Source organism: uncultured Aquimarina sp. (assembly GCF_947492965.1).
In the GTDB taxonomy this organism is placed as follows: domain Bacteria; phylum Bacteroidota; class Bacteroidia; order Flavobacteriales; family Flavobacteriaceae; genus Aquimarina.
The window spans coordinates 117,027-133,740 of the sequence record NZ_CANLOZ010000003.1 but is presented as its reverse complement, the minus strand read 5'-3'; the positions used below and the strand labels follow the sequence as shown (position 1 = coordinate 133,740).

General features: G+C 34.2%; 15 protein-coding genes. 2 read left to right on the top strand and 13 right to left on the bottom strand.

What is annotated here, in order from left to right; all coding sequences use genetic code 11:
• Positions 1-17: 17 nt before the first annotated feature.
• From Q1B37_RS08755 to Q1B37_RS08695, 13 genes are all read right to left on the bottom strand, one after another.
• Positions 18-4,217 (bottom strand): baseplate J/gp47 family protein, encoded by a 4,200-nt coding sequence (locus tag Q1B37_RS08755; RefSeq protein WP_299897934.1) that lies wholly within the window; start codon positions 4,215-4,217, stop codon positions 18-20.
• A 31-nt stretch (positions 4,218-4,248) separates the two neighbouring features.
• Positions 4,249-4,671 carry a hypothetical protein gene (locus Q1B37_RS08750; protein ID WP_299897932.1) on the bottom strand — a complete coding sequence of 141 codons (423 nt, stop codon included), beginning with the start codon at positions 4,669-4,671 and terminating at the stop codon, positions 4,249-4,251.
• A gap of 32 nt (positions 4,672-4,703) precedes the next feature.
• Entirely contained in the window at positions 4,704-5,120 is a 417-nt protein-coding gene (locus tag Q1B37_RS08745) for a GPW/gp25 family protein (protein WP_299897929.1), read from the bottom strand.
• Positions 5,121-5,125: 5 nt separating this feature from the next.
• A complete protein-coding gene (locus Q1B37_RS08740) occupies positions 5,126-6,808 on the bottom strand; it encodes a phage baseplate assembly protein V (RefSeq protein ID WP_299897926.1) in 1,683 nt (560 codons plus the stop codon).
• 3 nt (positions 6,809-6,811) lie between these two features.
• On the bottom strand, positions 6,812-7,528 hold the full coding sequence (locus Q1B37_RS08735; RefSeq protein ID WP_299897923.1) for a hypothetical protein: 717 nt from the start codon (positions 7,526-7,528) through the stop codon (positions 6,812-6,814).
• Between the two features lie 3 nt (positions 7,529-7,531).
• Positions 7,532-7,696, bottom strand: coding sequence for a DUF5908 family protein (locus Q1B37_RS08730; protein WP_299897921.1), 165 nt, complete (start codon positions 7,694-7,696; stop codon positions 7,532-7,534).
• 2 nt (positions 7,697-7,698) lie between these two features.
• Positions 7,699-8,232 (bottom strand): phage tail protein, encoded by a 534-nt coding sequence (locus Q1B37_RS08725; RefSeq protein WP_299605205.1) that lies wholly within the window; start codon positions 8,230-8,232, stop codon positions 7,699-7,701.
• 11 nt (positions 8,233-8,243) lie between these two features.
• Entirely contained in the window at positions 8,244-8,687 is a 444-nt protein-coding gene (locus Q1B37_RS08720; protein WP_027395214.1) for a phage tail protein, read from the bottom strand.
• Between the two features lie 83 nt (positions 8,688-8,770).
• A complete protein-coding gene (locus tag Q1B37_RS08715) occupies positions 8,771-9,244 on the bottom strand; it encodes a phage tail protein (protein ID WP_108805100.1) in 474 nt (157 codons plus the stop codon).
• Between the two features lie 40 nt (positions 9,245-9,284).
• A complete protein-coding gene (locus Q1B37_RS08710) occupies positions 9,285-10,916 on the bottom strand; it encodes a phage tail sheath C-terminal domain-containing protein (protein WP_299897919.1) in 1,632 nt (543 codons plus the stop codon).
• A 70-nt stretch (positions 10,917-10,986) separates the two neighbouring features.
• The gene (locus Q1B37_RS08705; protein WP_299897917.1) at positions 10,987-11,760 is read right to left on the bottom strand and encodes a hypothetical protein; all 774 of its coding nucleotides are present in this window, start codon (positions 11,758-11,760) and stop codon (positions 10,987-10,989) included.
• A gap of 56 nt (positions 11,761-11,816) precedes the next feature.
• Positions 11,817-12,398, bottom strand: coding sequence for a DUF4255 domain-containing protein (locus Q1B37_RS08700; protein ID WP_299605193.1), 582 nt, complete (start codon positions 12,396-12,398; stop codon positions 11,817-11,819).
• Between the two features lie 484 nt (positions 12,399-12,882).
• Complete coding sequence (locus Q1B37_RS08695) at positions 12,883-13,104, bottom strand: hypothetical protein (RefSeq protein WP_299897915.1); 222 nt, start codon at positions 13,102-13,104, stop codon at positions 12,883-12,885.
• Between the two features lie 160 nt (positions 13,105-13,264).
• Here Q1B37_RS08695 and Q1B37_RS08690 point away from each other — a divergent pair, with 160 nt between their 5' ends.
• Together Q1B37_RS08690 and Q1B37_RS08685 are read left to right on the top strand one after the other, a co-directional pair.
• Positions 13,265-14,182 carry a LysR family transcriptional regulator gene (locus Q1B37_RS08690; RefSeq protein ID WP_299605188.1) on the top strand — a complete coding sequence of 306 codons (918 nt, stop codon included), beginning with the start codon at positions 13,265-13,267 and terminating at the stop codon, positions 14,180-14,182.
• 274 nt (positions 14,183-14,456) lie between these two features.
• Positions 14,457-16,712, top strand: coding sequence for a tyrosinase family protein (locus Q1B37_RS08685; RefSeq protein WP_299897912.1), 2,256 nt, complete (start codon positions 14,457-14,459; stop codon positions 16,710-16,712).
• Positions 16,713-16,714: the final 2 nt, after the last annotated feature.

Sequence of the window (16,714 nt, the reverse complement as noted above, 5' to 3'; positions counted from 1 at the left end):
ACTTTGGTTTTAAGATTTTATTTCACAATAAAGTCTTTACTGATTTCCATATAATTAATTCCTTCAAAGCTATCTTCTTCGAATCCACTTTCGTTAACTACATAGACTTCGTGTATTTGGGCAGCTACCATAATCATATTAGGTTGTGAAGGCGTTACGATAGATTTACCATCATTCAGACTTCGTACATCGGTAAATGTCTTTCCATCTTCGCTTTGAAACAATTTTAGGTTCGCTACATAATCGATATAAGGACGTTCTGCAATGAAGTTGATAATCATACTAGCATGAAGCGATCCTCCGATTTGAATTTCGCTATCCTCACCATATGCCCATGGAGACATGAATCGTTTGATTTCTTCTATTAACTTGTCTTTATAAAAAACTTCATCATATCCAGGATAAAATTTCACAACACATTCTGTAGAAACTTGTAAATAAGAAGGATTCGAAACGGATATCTCGGCATAGGTTGGAGCCAGATTTTCTAAATAAGAATTGATCTTAAAAAGTGTATCTGCTGCTACTTTTGGGGCAAAAGGATTAAATGGTAATTTCCCTTTAATATCTGGAACTACAATCACATCTACTCCTCCAATACGATCCAAAGCTGGAAGACATTTCGTCTTATAAATTTCAGGAAACTTATGTAATATCATATGTTCATAATCCCACATCGTAAGCGCTCTATTCTTGTGCCGTAAACGTTCACTGATTCGCTTGTACAAAGCATCTCCTTTTTCTACCGGTTTCCCTTTACTAGATGTAAAAGGTTGTGATATTTTTGCTATTTCAGGTATTTGATTGAGTTCTTCGGTAATCGTATCTACTGGCAATGGATTTTCGAAATGCACTGGTGCTACTGTTTCACTAGCAAGTGTAGCGCTAATCACCTGACTCTGAATATCAATAGTATCAGATACTCCTTCAATATTTTTGAACGCACTTATCTTCATCCAATGTAAATCAGATGGCATTAACGTACCACCTTGGGTAGCATCTTCGGGTATTCTAATTTTTACAATTCCTGTATTTAGTAATCCATTAGTACCATCCTGTAAAAGATTAGTAGGTGCCAATGTTATCCATTCATTATTTCGCAGATAACTCCATTGTACTACTGGTTTTTCTATTTCAGGATCCGCACTCCCTTCTGCCATTTGAAATAAAATTGAAAGTACCTGTGGTGTATTTACCTCTTCAATTCCAAGATATAGTGAACCTTCGTCCTTATACGCAGGTATTAATGTACTTGTTGCTCCAAGAATGATATCATCATACCCAAATGGGTGTATATGAAATATCTTATTCGTAGTGCTATGGGTTGCTGTATTTGCTAGAATAGTATCACAAGACGTATATGAAATTCCTAGTTTTTTAAGCTTAGGCTGATATGGCGGATTGATCTTTAGATTTTTTATTTCTGCCTTATCCGATATTGCTTGTTTGACAGACAAGGTATTAAATACCGAATGCTGAAAGTTTATTGGAGTCAATTCTATTCTAAAATAGCGATCCCAAAGCAATGCTTCTTCATCATCTGTCTGTATTCCAAAACGTTCTTTATATTGATAATCAAGACTTGTATTTTTTATCCTTGCAGGAATATCATTGATAGATATATTTTTTTCTTTATTAAAAAGAGGAAAACCTTCTGTTAGTTCATTGCCTTGTTCATCTTCAACCTTGGCAGAAAGTAACAGCTCTGCATTGCGATCATGTAAAAACACATCAGCCTTAAAATCATGTTCATTCTCAATGATAGCAGCATCAAAACCTAACTTTTGATCCATAAGTTCGGCCAATTGTTCATCATTTAGTGTAGCGAGTTCTTCCTCGGTATGATCTGCCTGAATCAACCAATAATTTTTGTAATAATCCACAAAAGATGTTGGCTGTTTTATCCATTCTAAATGTAACTGTACATCTTGCAATCGTTTCTGTGATATTTCGTCATTGGCGATGTAAAAACTAGTTCCTATTTCCGGTTGAAAGCCAAAAGGTTCAAATGGTTTGTTGGTATCAATTGTTCCTTCATCATTCTCTACGATACTATGCTGCATCTCCTGAACATCTACTCGAATATGGGCTTTTTGTAATGCCACATCTACTAAATGTTGATAGCTACTTCGTATCCTGTTTTGATCATCTTCCTCTTCCATTAAAGATTGCAAGACACACACCATAACAGGATAATCCGATGCTATAAAAGCAGAAGAAGATGGAAATGAAATGATAGGCAAATCATTATCCTGAAGCTTAATTCGGATTCTCAGCGCATTTAGGTATACTTGATCCTTGCTGTATTTTTGCGTGTTTTCTATGGGTTTTTCTAATACTCCAACCTCTTTAATCTCTACAATTTTCACATCCTTAAAGTCTACAATCTCATAAATTTTTTGAGAGGCATCCACGATGTAATCGCCTATATCGGTTACAGTAAAATTAGTCGTATCTAATCGGGTAATGGTTTGATCCTTTATTTCAACGTTTAGATTATTCTCTGATGAACTGCCTACATAATTCCCTAAAGAATACTGAACCGCATCTGGTATAAACCATTGTTCTGCACTACTTAAATAGGTTTGAAAAGGATCTTTTCTATCAAAAACAGCTCGTAACTCTTTTATTTTTTGGCTGCTAAGATTTAGATCTAGAAATACTTCAATAGTACGTTTTCCGTCTTTGAGCAATAAAGTGGGAGAACTAATTGCAAATCCAATCTCTGATGGTTTTAAGGAATTATCTGCAATAGCAGTTAGTCTATCCCCAAAAGTTTTGAACCTTTTACTTTCTTCTTCCTCATCATATTGACTAAAAAGAAAATCCTTAACGTTAGCAGTATCATAAATATCAGATAATTGTTCTGTTTCTGGAGAAGGAATTACCACAGCACGTAGCTGTCGTTCAGAAAATTCTAAAATACGGTATACTTTATTTTTATCTTCTTCGGAAATAGTACTATCACTATTAGTTTGCATAACATGAATAAAATCTTGTTTTCTCAACAATAATTCTACTTCCACATATTCTAATGCTTGTTCAGAGTTCTCATTTGAGGCCTGTAAATCTTGAAGTACTTTTTCTAAAGATGTTGTTTCTCCATTGTATAAAGGCAAAGAATCTCCTGGATTTGGATTACCATACACCTTCTTTAACATGGCATCAAATCCATTGGTGAGGTGTAGTTCTTTTAAACTTTGTTGTCTCTGGTGAATAATTTTTCTTTCGTATGCCTTTTCTAATAACTCGTACTCAGGTTCCCAATCTATAGGAATACCTTCTTTGTCTTGTCGATGCTTTAAAAAAATACGATCAAATTCATCTCTTTCTAAAAACAATGCTTCTTTTACATAAGTAAGTGCCTCAGCATTCTCATTTTTTACAGCTTCTTCTAATTGAAAAAGATCTTCTATTTGTAATGCTTCTGGAAAATCTGGTAGTGCATCACCTGGATTTGGATGCCCTAATGCCATTTCCATCATGTCTACAAATGCCGTATCCTTTGTTTTTCTTCGCTCCTGATGTACATTTCGGATAGTTCGTATTTCCTTGGATACAAAAACACTTTTTAATTGCGTAATTTGGGCTTTGCTAATCACCGTATCTTCATTGGTGACATACTGTAATTCGTTTCCTTCAGCATCTTCTCCCGCCTGTAAGATGGTTCCTTTTTCTACTTCGAGATATTGAGTATTCTCTTCTAATTCTAAAAGTACATTCACTACATCTGGAACTGCCTGTTTTGGATCTAATTGTAGATACTTTCTGTAGTAAAAATCGAGATGCTTTTCGGTAAGTCCATTTATTTTAGACTTTACATGATTCATTAATTTAAGAAAGGTGATAAACAACACTACATGAGGTTTTGATAATTTTGCCTTCTTTTCGGTGTTATTATAAAACAGCTCTGGGTTTTCTACATATGCCGCTAGTTCTTTCGCCCAGTGTTTTTGTTGTATTTTTCTCCCTTCCAGAGAGTTTTGATTAAATATATTGGGATCATCTATAAGAAATGATTCCCAAGTACCTGTAGGTCTATTTTGTTCATCAAAAAACTGAAGCTCTTTGGCTAACCGCTGTGCTTCTGTAATCAATTCTTCTAAACTACGTCCTTCGATAGCTACATAATCAGTGCTCAGAGCATCCGAATTGCGATCGTTCTGACTGGTTCCATCTCTAAGAAGTATGTTATCTATATTTTGAATCGTATTCATCTCTTTTTACAACTTTTAGGTTATTTAGATTTTAAGTAGCTTTAATTTTTGCATTTGAGGGAACTAGTTTTCCTTGTCCAGGATACATGGGTAAAGGATCTGGTGTATTTGCTGGAGGTGGCTGTTTTGCTGGAGAAGTAACCTTAAACTCCGCTATAAAAATGCTCCCTTTTATAATAATGCTTTTGTTTCCACTTTTACTTTTGGTTGTTAATTGATCTGGACCTAATTTTTTAATGGTTAATGTACCCTGGCCAGGAATCACAAATGGAGGTGCTACATACGAACAGTTTTTAACTTCCACTTTAGATTCGTCTCCTGCCACACATACTTTTTTACCTTTTACAGTCGTTTTTCCTGAAGCTGTTATCTTACCTGGTTGTACACTAACAACCGCACTTCCAAAAGCTGGTAAAAAATTAACTGTATCTCCATCTATCACTATTAGATCCATTTTTCATTTAGTTTTAATAAGTATCGATTTTATTATAAATCAAATGCCACGCTAGAGGCTTCATTGATATAGAATGGATAGATAAGATTAAATCGATTATTTGTTGCTCTTACCATATAATCTATATCGATATGTACTACGCCATTTTGGGGATCTATGTCGGTTATAGCAACATTATTCACCTCAATTCTTGGTTCGTATAATAGCACGGCACGAGATACCATATCACTTAACTCATTGGCAAATTTCTCATCCAATTCTTCAAACAAAAATTGCGTAAGATCACACCCAAAATCCGGGTGCATGATTCGTTCCTTTAGCGATGTGGATAACAAAATCTGAAGACTTTGCTTGATATCTTCTTCTCCTGAAGTAAGTATCACCTCAGCGCCTCCAATTCCAAAAGCAGGAGGAAATGACCATCCGTTTCCTAAAAATTTATTATTCATAGCTCTTATATTAAATCCACTTTTTTTCCTTTTACTTTTACTTTTCCTTTAGCATTGATGTCAAGGTCTCCTGCAGCTTCTATTGAAAAATCTTTAGCACTAATTATTTTAATACCATCTTTACCCATTAGAATACTATTACCATGAGCATCTTCTAATGTGATTGTTTTCTCCTTCTGATTGATAGCTAATTGCTGCTCATTGGACTGGTCTTTATCCGCTGTAGATAATGTTATTACTTCTTTTTCCTCATCAAAAAGCAATTGATAATTAGACTTGGTAAAAATCCCTTTGTATTTATTTTTTTTCTTTTCGGTATGTGGTGCTTTGTGGCTGTGCATTGCTCCTAAAACAACTGCTTGTCTCGGATCATCATTTAAAAAACCAATCACTACGCGGTCTCCTTTTTCTGGAGGAAAGAAAATTCCATGATCTACTCCAGCATCTAATGTCGTATACATGGCCAATACTTCGGTAGCTTTAGCTTCTTGATCAAAAGCTGGTATATGAACTTTAATTAGAAATCCGTGTTTCGAATCTTCTACATGTTCCAACACTGTTCCCACTTGTAACCCATTTACACCTGGTAATAAACCAGCAGCTTTTGTATCTACAATATCAGATTGCGAACTAAACCAATTGGCATCCATTCCTATTTGTAGGTAGGTATACCATCCAGAACCCATTACAAATCCATGTCGAACTCCAGTAATGATATGTTCTCCATTAAATCGACTTACATTTTCGATTTTCAGCGTCTGACCTACTTTTACTTTTCCATTTCCATTAATCCTAATGGTTCCTTGTACCAGAGACAGTCTTGACTTTACAAGTTGTGCATCTGACCAAGATTGCAATTCTAATGGATCTGTAGGTACAGCATGCACCAAGTTTGTTTCTTTAGCTCCAACTGCATCTGACAATTGTGAAGTTTTGTAATCAATACTAGTTAATAATTGCTCTTTACCTTTTTTGGGAATACTAAGTGCTAATTCATCCTTTTTTGTATCCAAACCAAATGAATGCACTTTCTCATATTGATGACGACTACTAATTTTTAGATCAAAATGAGCCAGATCTATCCCAAAGGTTAGGGTATGATCGGTACTACCAATTTGTGGCGTAAAAACAGAAACCTCTCCATTATCAACTTGTACAAGTTGCCCATTCGCTTCTGCTCTTGATACTATAAAATCCCAATCCGAAACATAGTACTGTACCATCTGTGAATGTGCCAAAGAAGTATTTTCTATATTCTTAGCTTTTACATCTCTGTAGGTACTGATAATGTCTTTTATAAGTTTGTTATCCGTTTTATTCCGAAATACTTTGTTTTTTCGTAAACTGGTCATTTTTATAGACGGATCGCAAAGCTCTATCGTAAATACTGATTGGTATTGTGAGCGTTCGATTTCCTGATTGATCACAATACCTTCAAAAATCTTCGTCTCGTTTGTATTATTTCCTTCGTACCGCAAAAAGATTTCAATTTCAGCTCCTGGTATAAAAGCATTACTTTCTAAGGTGGTAAACTTTTGATTTGCTACACAACCATCAGATAGCTTAAGTTCAGCTAAAGGTATTTTGTTAAACTCTTTGCTCGTATCTATCGACAATAATTCATACGATCCTAATGGCAGGATCTTACCGTTACTTTTAATCGTACTTGTTACTACAGTTGATGACATCTCTTATTTTTCTATTGGTGGGAAATAAATTTCTTGACCTGGTGTTAGATTTCTAAAATCCGTTAGTTTATTTACACTTGCTACCAATGGATAATACATTGGAGAGCCATATATTTCCTGACACATTAATGGTAATTGATCACCTGCTTTTACCACACGATAATGCGTAAGATCAGGAGATTGCAAATTCAACTTGGCTAATTGTGCTTTGGGCGTATCATCTCCAATGAAAGAAACATTGAGTTCGGCTCGCAAAGGATCTCCATTTCTTTCGAACAAGGTGTAATTAATATCTAAGCTAGAAAGTCTACAATTAAACTTTAATGTTTTTCCCCAACTAAGAACTAAATAGCGCGGCTCGTGAATTTTACCTTTTATTTCTGTAATGTCTTTTCGAAAATCATCTATTCTTTCTGCAACACTTTTTTGAGTTCCTCTTAACAATCTAAGCGCTATTTCTGCTCCATATTGATCTACATTGGTTCCATCAAAAATTAGACTCATACTCACGGTAGATGACCCACTATACGTAAACTTGGTAGTACTCTCGTTCTGAGGATTACTTGCCTTATCGGTAAACTTATTTACGAAACTTCGCCTAACGGATTCGGGATTAAACATCACTTCTAATTCCTTCTTACCAACGCTTCTTTCTTCATTATCAAAAGAAATAATGGTAAGCTTTTGTAGTTTAAAACTTAATTCACTTAATAATGCCATGATCTATCTAAGGGTTTTCTTTTTCAATATTTTTAGTACCTGATGCACGCATTCTTGTACTATATCACATTGCTCTTTTCCGGTATCCAAAGTTGGTCTATCTTCATCTGTCTGTGAAGCATCTGATATGATGGCTCGAATGACAATTTCTTTAATCTCTACTGCCATTTTTATAATCTTAAAATTTGAAATCGTGTATATGCTAACTCCATTGTATCGATGGCCACGGAATTGGATTGTGCATCCAAATCAGATACGGACCATTTTACTGGATATGCTTTTAGAAATAACCACCCACCAATCGGAATACCATTTTCGTTAAATAATGTGACTAGTACATTAGAAGGATTAAACTTAAAAAATGAAAATGTCGCATTGAATTCAGAAATCAGCGGAGAACGCATCTGACCAAAACCTGGTAGACTAAGGCTATCTAAACCATCAGCTAAACTACTGGCCACAAAACCTCGCTCCAGTACCAAATTGTTATAATTCATCTTTTTGGGTACGCGATGTGCGTGTAGGTTTTGTCCACCTTCATTTATCGTATCCAATTGCACTTCGGTACTAATACCACTTACTTTTTGAAACCTAATATCTATTGGATTAGGAATAACGCCGCCTGATAGAAAGAATACTCCAAATCTATGTGATAATGAAGGCTCTTTATCTGCAAAATTGATTGCTCTTAAAACATCTAACATATGGTAACTCTTTAATTGTATTTTACTCGTAAGTCATGAGCTATTAAATCGAGACTCTCTATTGCTACTTCACTGGCGCTAGCGCTAAACGATGGAGCATCTAATTTGAAAGGTAATGCTCGGGAAACCTCCCAAACTACGATGCCCATCCCAGCTTCATCACAAAGCTCTATTCTAATGTCTTTCTTTTCGCCAGATTTAATCCAGTCATATAAATCACTCCTACGTTTGATCAACCCTCTTTTTAAAGAAATATTAATCGGTTTTCTTTGGCCACGGATCAAATGATCTCCAACTGCCCAACTAAAACCATGTCGATACAACACGTGATCATGGTCAATTTCTAAACCTGAAATCTCTGAGAACGACATGATTTCAACTCCGTTAATCGTTACCTGATAATTGTATACCGGTAACGGATAGGTTTCGCTAATTTTCTGTTTATCAATTGCCACAATACTTTGGTTTTTAAAATTTATATTGACTTATCATTCTGGTTTTATTTCCTAGAATAGAACTTGCTTAGTTTACTTATCTACTATGCCTCTTCCATAGTTACTCTAAACGCCATTAAATCCATAGATTCTATAGCTACATCATTAGAACTTGCATCAAAAGAAGGCGCAGTTAATTTGGTTGGAAAGGCATCAATAACTTTCCAGCTCACTACAGTACTACCTGTTTCATCTAAAAGATGCACTACGATATCTCGTTTATCTACCTGATTCAATTGTATATCATTGATCCAATCATAAAAGACAGGAATGCTCTTTCCTTTTACCAATCCTTTTTTCATAGATATATTTACGGGTTGGATCTGTCCTGGCATGTACATAATATTCGGGCCTACTTTTCCTCCTGTAGCAAAGCTTTCCTTATATGTTGTTGTTTCGAAGGATAATTCTAAACCTGATACCTCCGAAAAACTTATAGATACTCCGTTGATATCTACCCTATAATTGTAGGTTACTAAAGGGTAATCTGTCTTTATTTGTTCTTTAGTTAAAGCCATTGTTTTACTTTTTACTTGTTCATTAAATTTTCTGCGCTAATTATGCTTCTTGTAGTTTATGAGAGAATTTCAATATGATAAATTCTGCAGGACGCACAGCTGCTAGTCCAATTTCTACAATCATCTTTCCTTCTAAAATATCTTGTTGCGTCATGGTTTTTCCCAATCCGATATTTACAAAATATGCTTGTTCTTCAGTCGCTCCAGCTAGTCCACCTTGTTGCCAAACGCCATATAAAAAACTTTCGATCATAGCCTTCATCTTTAACCAAGTCACGGCATCATTAGATTCAAAAACTGCAAACTGAGATGCTTTTTTGGTAGATTCTTCTATCATATTGAATAACCTTCGTACTGGTACATATCGCCATTCGTTGTCATTTCCAGCTAGTGTACGAGCTCCCCAAATCATGGTTCCTTTTCCAACAAAACTTCGGATAGCATTAATGGATTTACCACTTGTAGCATCCACATTTAGTTTTTCTTGATCTTTAGAAGTAATTTTTGAGATAGGACCTATAACAGCATTTAAGCTTACGTTTGCTGGTGCTTTCCATACACCTCTTTCCCTATCTGTAGTAGCATATGCACCGGCTACTGCTGCACTTGGTGGTAAGATGATGCGTTGTTTTGATACCTCACTAATAATTCTGCTATATAACTCAGAACGAGACTCCTTGAAAGTTGACAAACTAACAGATGCATTATCACCACCAGTAGTAATAAGATCAGTGGTTCCTGTAGAAGACTCTACAACGGCAGCACCATCTAACAAAATAATATCAAAATCGCCTTTGTTTGAAAATGTATTCCATTCATTTATAATTTCACTAGCGGGAGTTCCATCTCCAACATTCATGGTTAATACAGCATCAGCAATACTAAAAGAAGGTATACTTCCCGATCCTTTGTTGATCTTAACTTTAGGAGCATCTTGCGAAGATCCATTGTATTCAACTCTAATCGCACCGGCTATTTCTAATTGTAGGGTTTCAGTTGCCGAAGAACCTGACACTTGCACAAGATCTTCTTCGTAACGATAGGTAATTGATGTTTGTAAATACGGAGTATAAGCAGCACCATATTTTAGATTATTTGTACCTATTCCATTTCTAAAAGATGTTCCATCTTCATCATCTTTTTTAATATCAAAAATGCAAAATCTGTCTTTTAATTCTTGACATTGAGCTAAAGCACTTTGACATACTTCGTGATAATCAGGCGCATCTAATTTTGTTGCTTCGCCAAGCATAATCAAGGTAGGTTCATCTTCCTTACTCAAAGCTTCTAAGCCATTTAAGAATGATTCCTTATCATGATCATCATTATGACTTCCTATGGATATAATATAACAATCACCTCCACCATTTTTAAAGTATAAATCGATGGCATGATATAAAGTATGCTTCGGAGCTTCTACTTCTATATTTTCTACAGCATCATCATCCGAAATACTTACCTTAAAAGATGCTGATTGTGCACCTCCAAAAGCCTCTTTAAACTCCAATAAAGTAGATACTCTAATGGCTTTGTTTGTAATATCTTTCCCATTTTTTACCGCTTTTTCAGTATATCCAATAAAAGCTGGTACCGCAGTAGAAACCTCTGCTACAGATTGTGGTAATAGAGGTACTTCCTCTGTATACACATCTGGTGTTAAAAATCTAGACATATTCTAATAGTTTTACATGTTTATACTAGGCTTTTCTAAAAACCAATACGTTTTTCCAGATCCGCCTTTCTTATTTAATTTTAATTATTTGAATTCCTTGTTGTTCTGCTCGAGGGTTGGGTAAATGATTGATAAGAATATCACCGTTTTGAAGTAGTTTGATATTCTTAATGGGTTTATTACTGTAGGGAACCAAATCTTTAGATTCGAAAATCTTAACTTGGGTATTCGGAAAATTTAATTGAATGGAATTTATAATCTGATCCGTGGTGTTTTCATCGACCACCACTTCATTGAAACTAATTTGATTATCTCTAGACTCTAAGCTGATATCCGTATCTTCGGTATTAGAAACAAAATAGTATTTCCACTTTACCGACTTTGCTCCAAATACAGCTTTAAAAATTATTGGTTCTTCTAAAGATGTAAGATTAATTTTATGACCTATAATATGAATACTTCCTAATGCAGGATATCCTCCAAAAACTCCTTCCTTGGCTACTTGGCTACTTACTAATTCCTGACTATTTTCTGAAAGATCTTGATTAGAAAATGAGATCATATGACCTTCATCTATCTTAGAAAAATCTGTAATCTCCTGAGTAGTATCTGAAGTTGGATATATATAAAAAGTAAAGTTGTCATCTTCGCTCAAAGGCTGGAAACCGATATTTCCCTGAGATATGGGAGCTAAAATCTTTATTCCTTTTTCTGTTTTCTTTATTACAAATCCAAGGTTACTTAAGTGTTTTCTCGTTTCATTTTTAGGTACAAGAACTACAGCATTAGATTCTAATAAAACAGGGTGAAAAACCTCTATGTCAAAAATTTCGCGATATTCCATGTTATACTTTATTTGATTCGATATTGGACTTGTTTATAGATCTATTTGTTAAAAGCTTATACTTTTTGATGAAGATTAAGATTCGTTTTGGATATTGGTTCTCCCACAAACTCCATACTTTGATCGTCTATAAAAGATAGCAGACGTACTTTATATAATACTGAGGGCAGGTATGATGTGTTTAAAGAATGCCATACTTGATTTTGTTCTTCTAATGGAAGTGATATTAATTCTACGATCAACTTCTCTATATTTTCATCTGATAATTGCGGTGAATTCAGAGGATCAAAGATTCGGTTGACCTGAAAAAACTTAATAACATGTGATAAAAACTTAAGTGCCTGATCATATTTATTGAATTTGGATACGAACAAAATCAATAACTCAATTCTTATTTCAGGATTTGCTTGGGTTTTTATGCCATTTCGGATTACGCCAGCATATTGATCTGCATTTCTAAATTTTCTATCCTCTGAAATATTAATGAGAAAAGGAGTTATTTTATCATTAGTAAAAGAAACAGGATCGTTATTATTTGTACTTATAAAGTCTATAATATTAGATTCTGTAGTACCTACTACATTTTTAAAATACTCATTGAGCTTATCCTTTAAAACTGTTAATACAACATCGACCATGATTTAGACTAAGTTTATTGATTTTTGATGTTTCAAAGGTACTTGACTAAGCAGCGCAAAGGCTAGCACTTGTCCGTCAAATGATTAGAAATTTCCGACAAAAAAATGTCGTAAAATAGACGCAATATCACTTTTACGACACTTAATTAAACCTTGTTCCAAAAGGATTCTAATATTTTTACACTAGGGAAAGTTCGTCCAGTAAGGATGTTGTTTTTAGTACATAACTAAAAAGAAGAAAATTAGAGATATTTCTCTATTCTATAAATCACATAGACATCCAAAAAAGAAGTAGCTGCCCTTGAAAGCAGCTACTTAGGTAATAATTGATAATGAAAGCATCACAAATAAAGAACTATATAGGGCGTTATATAGTTCTTTAACTAATTCAAATTTTAGTATAAGCTAATTTTTCTTTTTCAAGTTTGTGTTTTCCAATAGACATCATATTAATTGAAATTAAAGACTAGAATAATTATTTAGTTTACGTAGTAATGAGTCCTTTCAATCTTTTATCTATTTTTCTTTTTTTCAGAGTAATTAGCTTCATAACATCCATAAGTTTTGGGTCTTTACTTTTCTCATATATTTCATTTATACTTAATACTAGTAATTTAGCTTTTCTAGAAGCAGATACGCGGTCACTGGTACTCATATTACTCATACTTCTTTTTAGGAAGTCCTTTGCATTTTTCAATAACTCCATATATCTAAATTTTAAATGATACACTTTATTTCGTTATGGATTCAAAACAATATTTATAAATATTTGTTAATCAATGACTTTATTTTTATAATCTCTAATTTACAGGATATTTTTCATATATTTTCATTTATATTTGTAATTACAATCATTAATTATATTTATGAATTATACTTTGCATCAATTACAGATTTTTCTAAAAATCGCAGAAAAACAAAGTATTACAAAAGCCTCGGAAGAGCTGCATCTAACCCAACCTGCAGTTTCTATTCAGCTTAAAAATTTTCAAGATCAGTTTCCAATTCCGCTAACCGAGGTAATTGGAAGAAAACTTTATGTTACTGATTTTGGTAAAGAAATCGCTATTGCTGCAAAAAAAATAATCGATGAGGTAAACCAAATAAGTTACAAGACTAATGCTTATCAAGGACAGCTATCTGGTATTTTAAAAATATCGGTTGTTTCTACTGGTAAATACATTATCCCATATTTTCTGTCAGATTTTATGAAACAACATGAAGGTGTGGATCTTGTACTAGATGTAACCAATAAGCAAAAAGTAATAAAAAGTTTAGAAGAAAACACTGTTGATTTTTCACTTGTTTCAGTACTACCAACGCATTTAAAAATCGAGAAAACTAAATTGATGGAAAACCAATTATTTTTGGTAGGAAATACTTCTGAACAGTTTCATAAAAAAAATTATAACAAATCTATTTTTACCGAACTTCCATTAATTTATCGAGAACCAGGATCAGGAACTCGACATACCATGGAAGCCTATATCGAACGTAACGATCTACCAGTTCGAAAAAAAATGGAACTTACTTCTAATGAAGCAGTAAAACAGGCTGTAATTGCTGGTCTTGGTTATTCGATCATGCCTCTTATTGGTATTAGAAATGATTTAGAAGCTGGACGTTTACAAATTATTCCAGTGAAAGGATTTCCAATTAAAACTATATGGAATCTAATATGGTTAAAAAACAAAAAGTTTTCTCCAGTAGCAGAGGCTTTTTTAAACTATGTTGAAGATAAAAAGGATGAAATTATTAAAAATAAATTCCATATTCTAAATTGATCTCCTCCTACAAATCTCGTAACCTATAATCAGCATTTTAATCAAAAATATTCCTCTTTTATTGATTAAACAACGTACTTATTAAGTTCTTTCAGCTGCTACTTTTACCCCAAAACAAAGCAACCAGAGTTCTTTCTTTTTCGAACAAAATCAACGTGTTACTAATTAAAAAACCCTTAAAATCAATAAAACAGGGGTTTATACCCATACCAAAAATTCCCTTTCGATTATAACTTTGAGAAGCACTGCTTTATTAAAATTATAACTCACAATTATGTCCGGTAAAAAGAGAAAAATATCTCAATACGAAAGCGTAAAAGAGATTCTAAATTCATTACAGGGAAAAACGGTTCCTAGTTATCAAGGATTGCATGCTTTTTGGTTAGATCCGGAAGTTTTCATAACTGCTTCCTTATATGGGCAACGTCTTATTGCACCAAAGGCAAATAACACTTCAAGTGAAACAAAGGGATGTTGCGGGTCTAGAGATGATTCTCACATAAATATTCCTGCTTCACAACCCACAAAAAAAAGTGAAGGATGTTGTGGATCTCAACAAAAATCCTCAGATACTGCATCTCAACAGCCAGCAGTATCTTCGGTACAACAACCACCAATACATACATCTATTGGAGATTGTTGGCCTTCAGGAGGGCAAGGAGGTGGAGGAGGAACCCATCCTCCTGTATATAAAAGGAGTGATCAGTCTGCAATTATTAAAGGCTTAAAAGGATTGTATCCTTTTGATGGTAGTATTTTTCCAAAATTACTGTGGGATGCTACTGCAAAAGCTTCAGCAGATCAAATTCAAATAATAGCAAATTGGATTGATGCCGATTGTCCTCTGACGCTGGAAGAAGAAAATTCTAAAAAAGAAGTACACATAACTCCCAGCAATAATCATCTTGCTCTAGCGAACGGAGAATTGCTTCACCCTGTATCTTCTAATACCACAAATCAGGATCATAGAGATAATAAAGGATTAACCATTAGAAAAGAGGTAAGTTCCTTATCTCCAAAAGAACTAGGAACATTTAGAGAAGCTTTGAATTGCATGTTTCAATACACAGATTATTGGCAAGATGAGAGAAGCTTTGACTACTGGGCAAGGATTCATACTGATTCCTGTCAACATGGGTGGGAACAATTTACAACATGGCATAGACTCTATCTTTATTTTTTCGAACAAAAATTAAAGGATTATGATCAAGATATTGCGCTACCCTATTGGTCTTGGTCAGATTACGCAGATCAAAACAAAAACACTTTTAATAACAAAGAATATGACTTAGGAGTACTTCCTGAGGCTTATGGCTGTTTTCTTACTCAAAAAGGATTAGATCAATTAAAGAATCAAAAAACAAGCGAAGGAAAATCTATACTTACTAAAAAAGAAATTGCTGCCTTAGAAAAAATCGTAAAAAAGGGAATTATTTATAACTCTGGATTGCGTTTTTTAAAAGCAGCTGGAATACCTTATGAAATTATCAATGTAAATAATGTTGCTGTATGGTCTGATAAAATTCGTGCAATTTATAATACCCTTAAAGAAATAAATCCACTTTGGTTTCCAAATCGATGGCCTGGATCTATGGGACCTCTTTCTCATTATCCAACCAAAGATGACATTGATGTATTACTTTCTTTAGACAATTTTGGTGATTTTGGTGGCGGACCATCCTATGACCATCATTATGGTTCTTTGGAAAAAGTACATAATGGAATGCATAATTTCTCGGGTGGTACGAATCCTAATTATCCTTATAAAGGAAATACCAAGTGGCAAAAAATTTATGCTGATTTAGGCCTTACTATAGATCCTCAGAACCAAGAAAATCCTATTTACGGCTGGATGACAGATAATCGAATCACTGCTTTCGATCCACTGTTTTGGGCACATCATTCTAATGTAGATCGTTTATGGGCACGATGGCAAGAATTACACAACGGAACTCCTCAGGAGATGAATGCTGTTTTGGCTCCATGGTCTATGACCGTTCAAGATACTATGAGCATTCAGAAACTCGGGTACACCTACATGAGAGATTCTGTATTCTATGATGTCTCTAGCAAAGTAGGCTTGGTAAAATTTAATAGTGCACCAGCTACCATTTCGACCAATACATTAGATACACACAGAAAAGCCGAAATAAAAATCCATCGTGTACAACGTGGTAATTTACCAAATGCACATATCAGAGTGTTTCTAAACAGTCCAGATGCTACAATAGATACTCCAACCAATGGAAATGATCACTTTGTAGAAGAAATCTCCACATTTCATGGAAGCTGCTATGGTGGACCAGGACATTGCAATTTACCACTAGACAAAACAAGAAATTTTGACTACAGGCAATTACATCATCATGAACCTAGAAACTATAAAATCAATGCTACAGATGCTGTACAAAGGATATTAAACAATGGTGCTAAGAATATTACCGTACAACTAGTTATTGCAGGTATCGATGGCAAACCCATAGACAATGCTATCTATATCGATGGTGTATCATTAAACTTCATGGACTAATT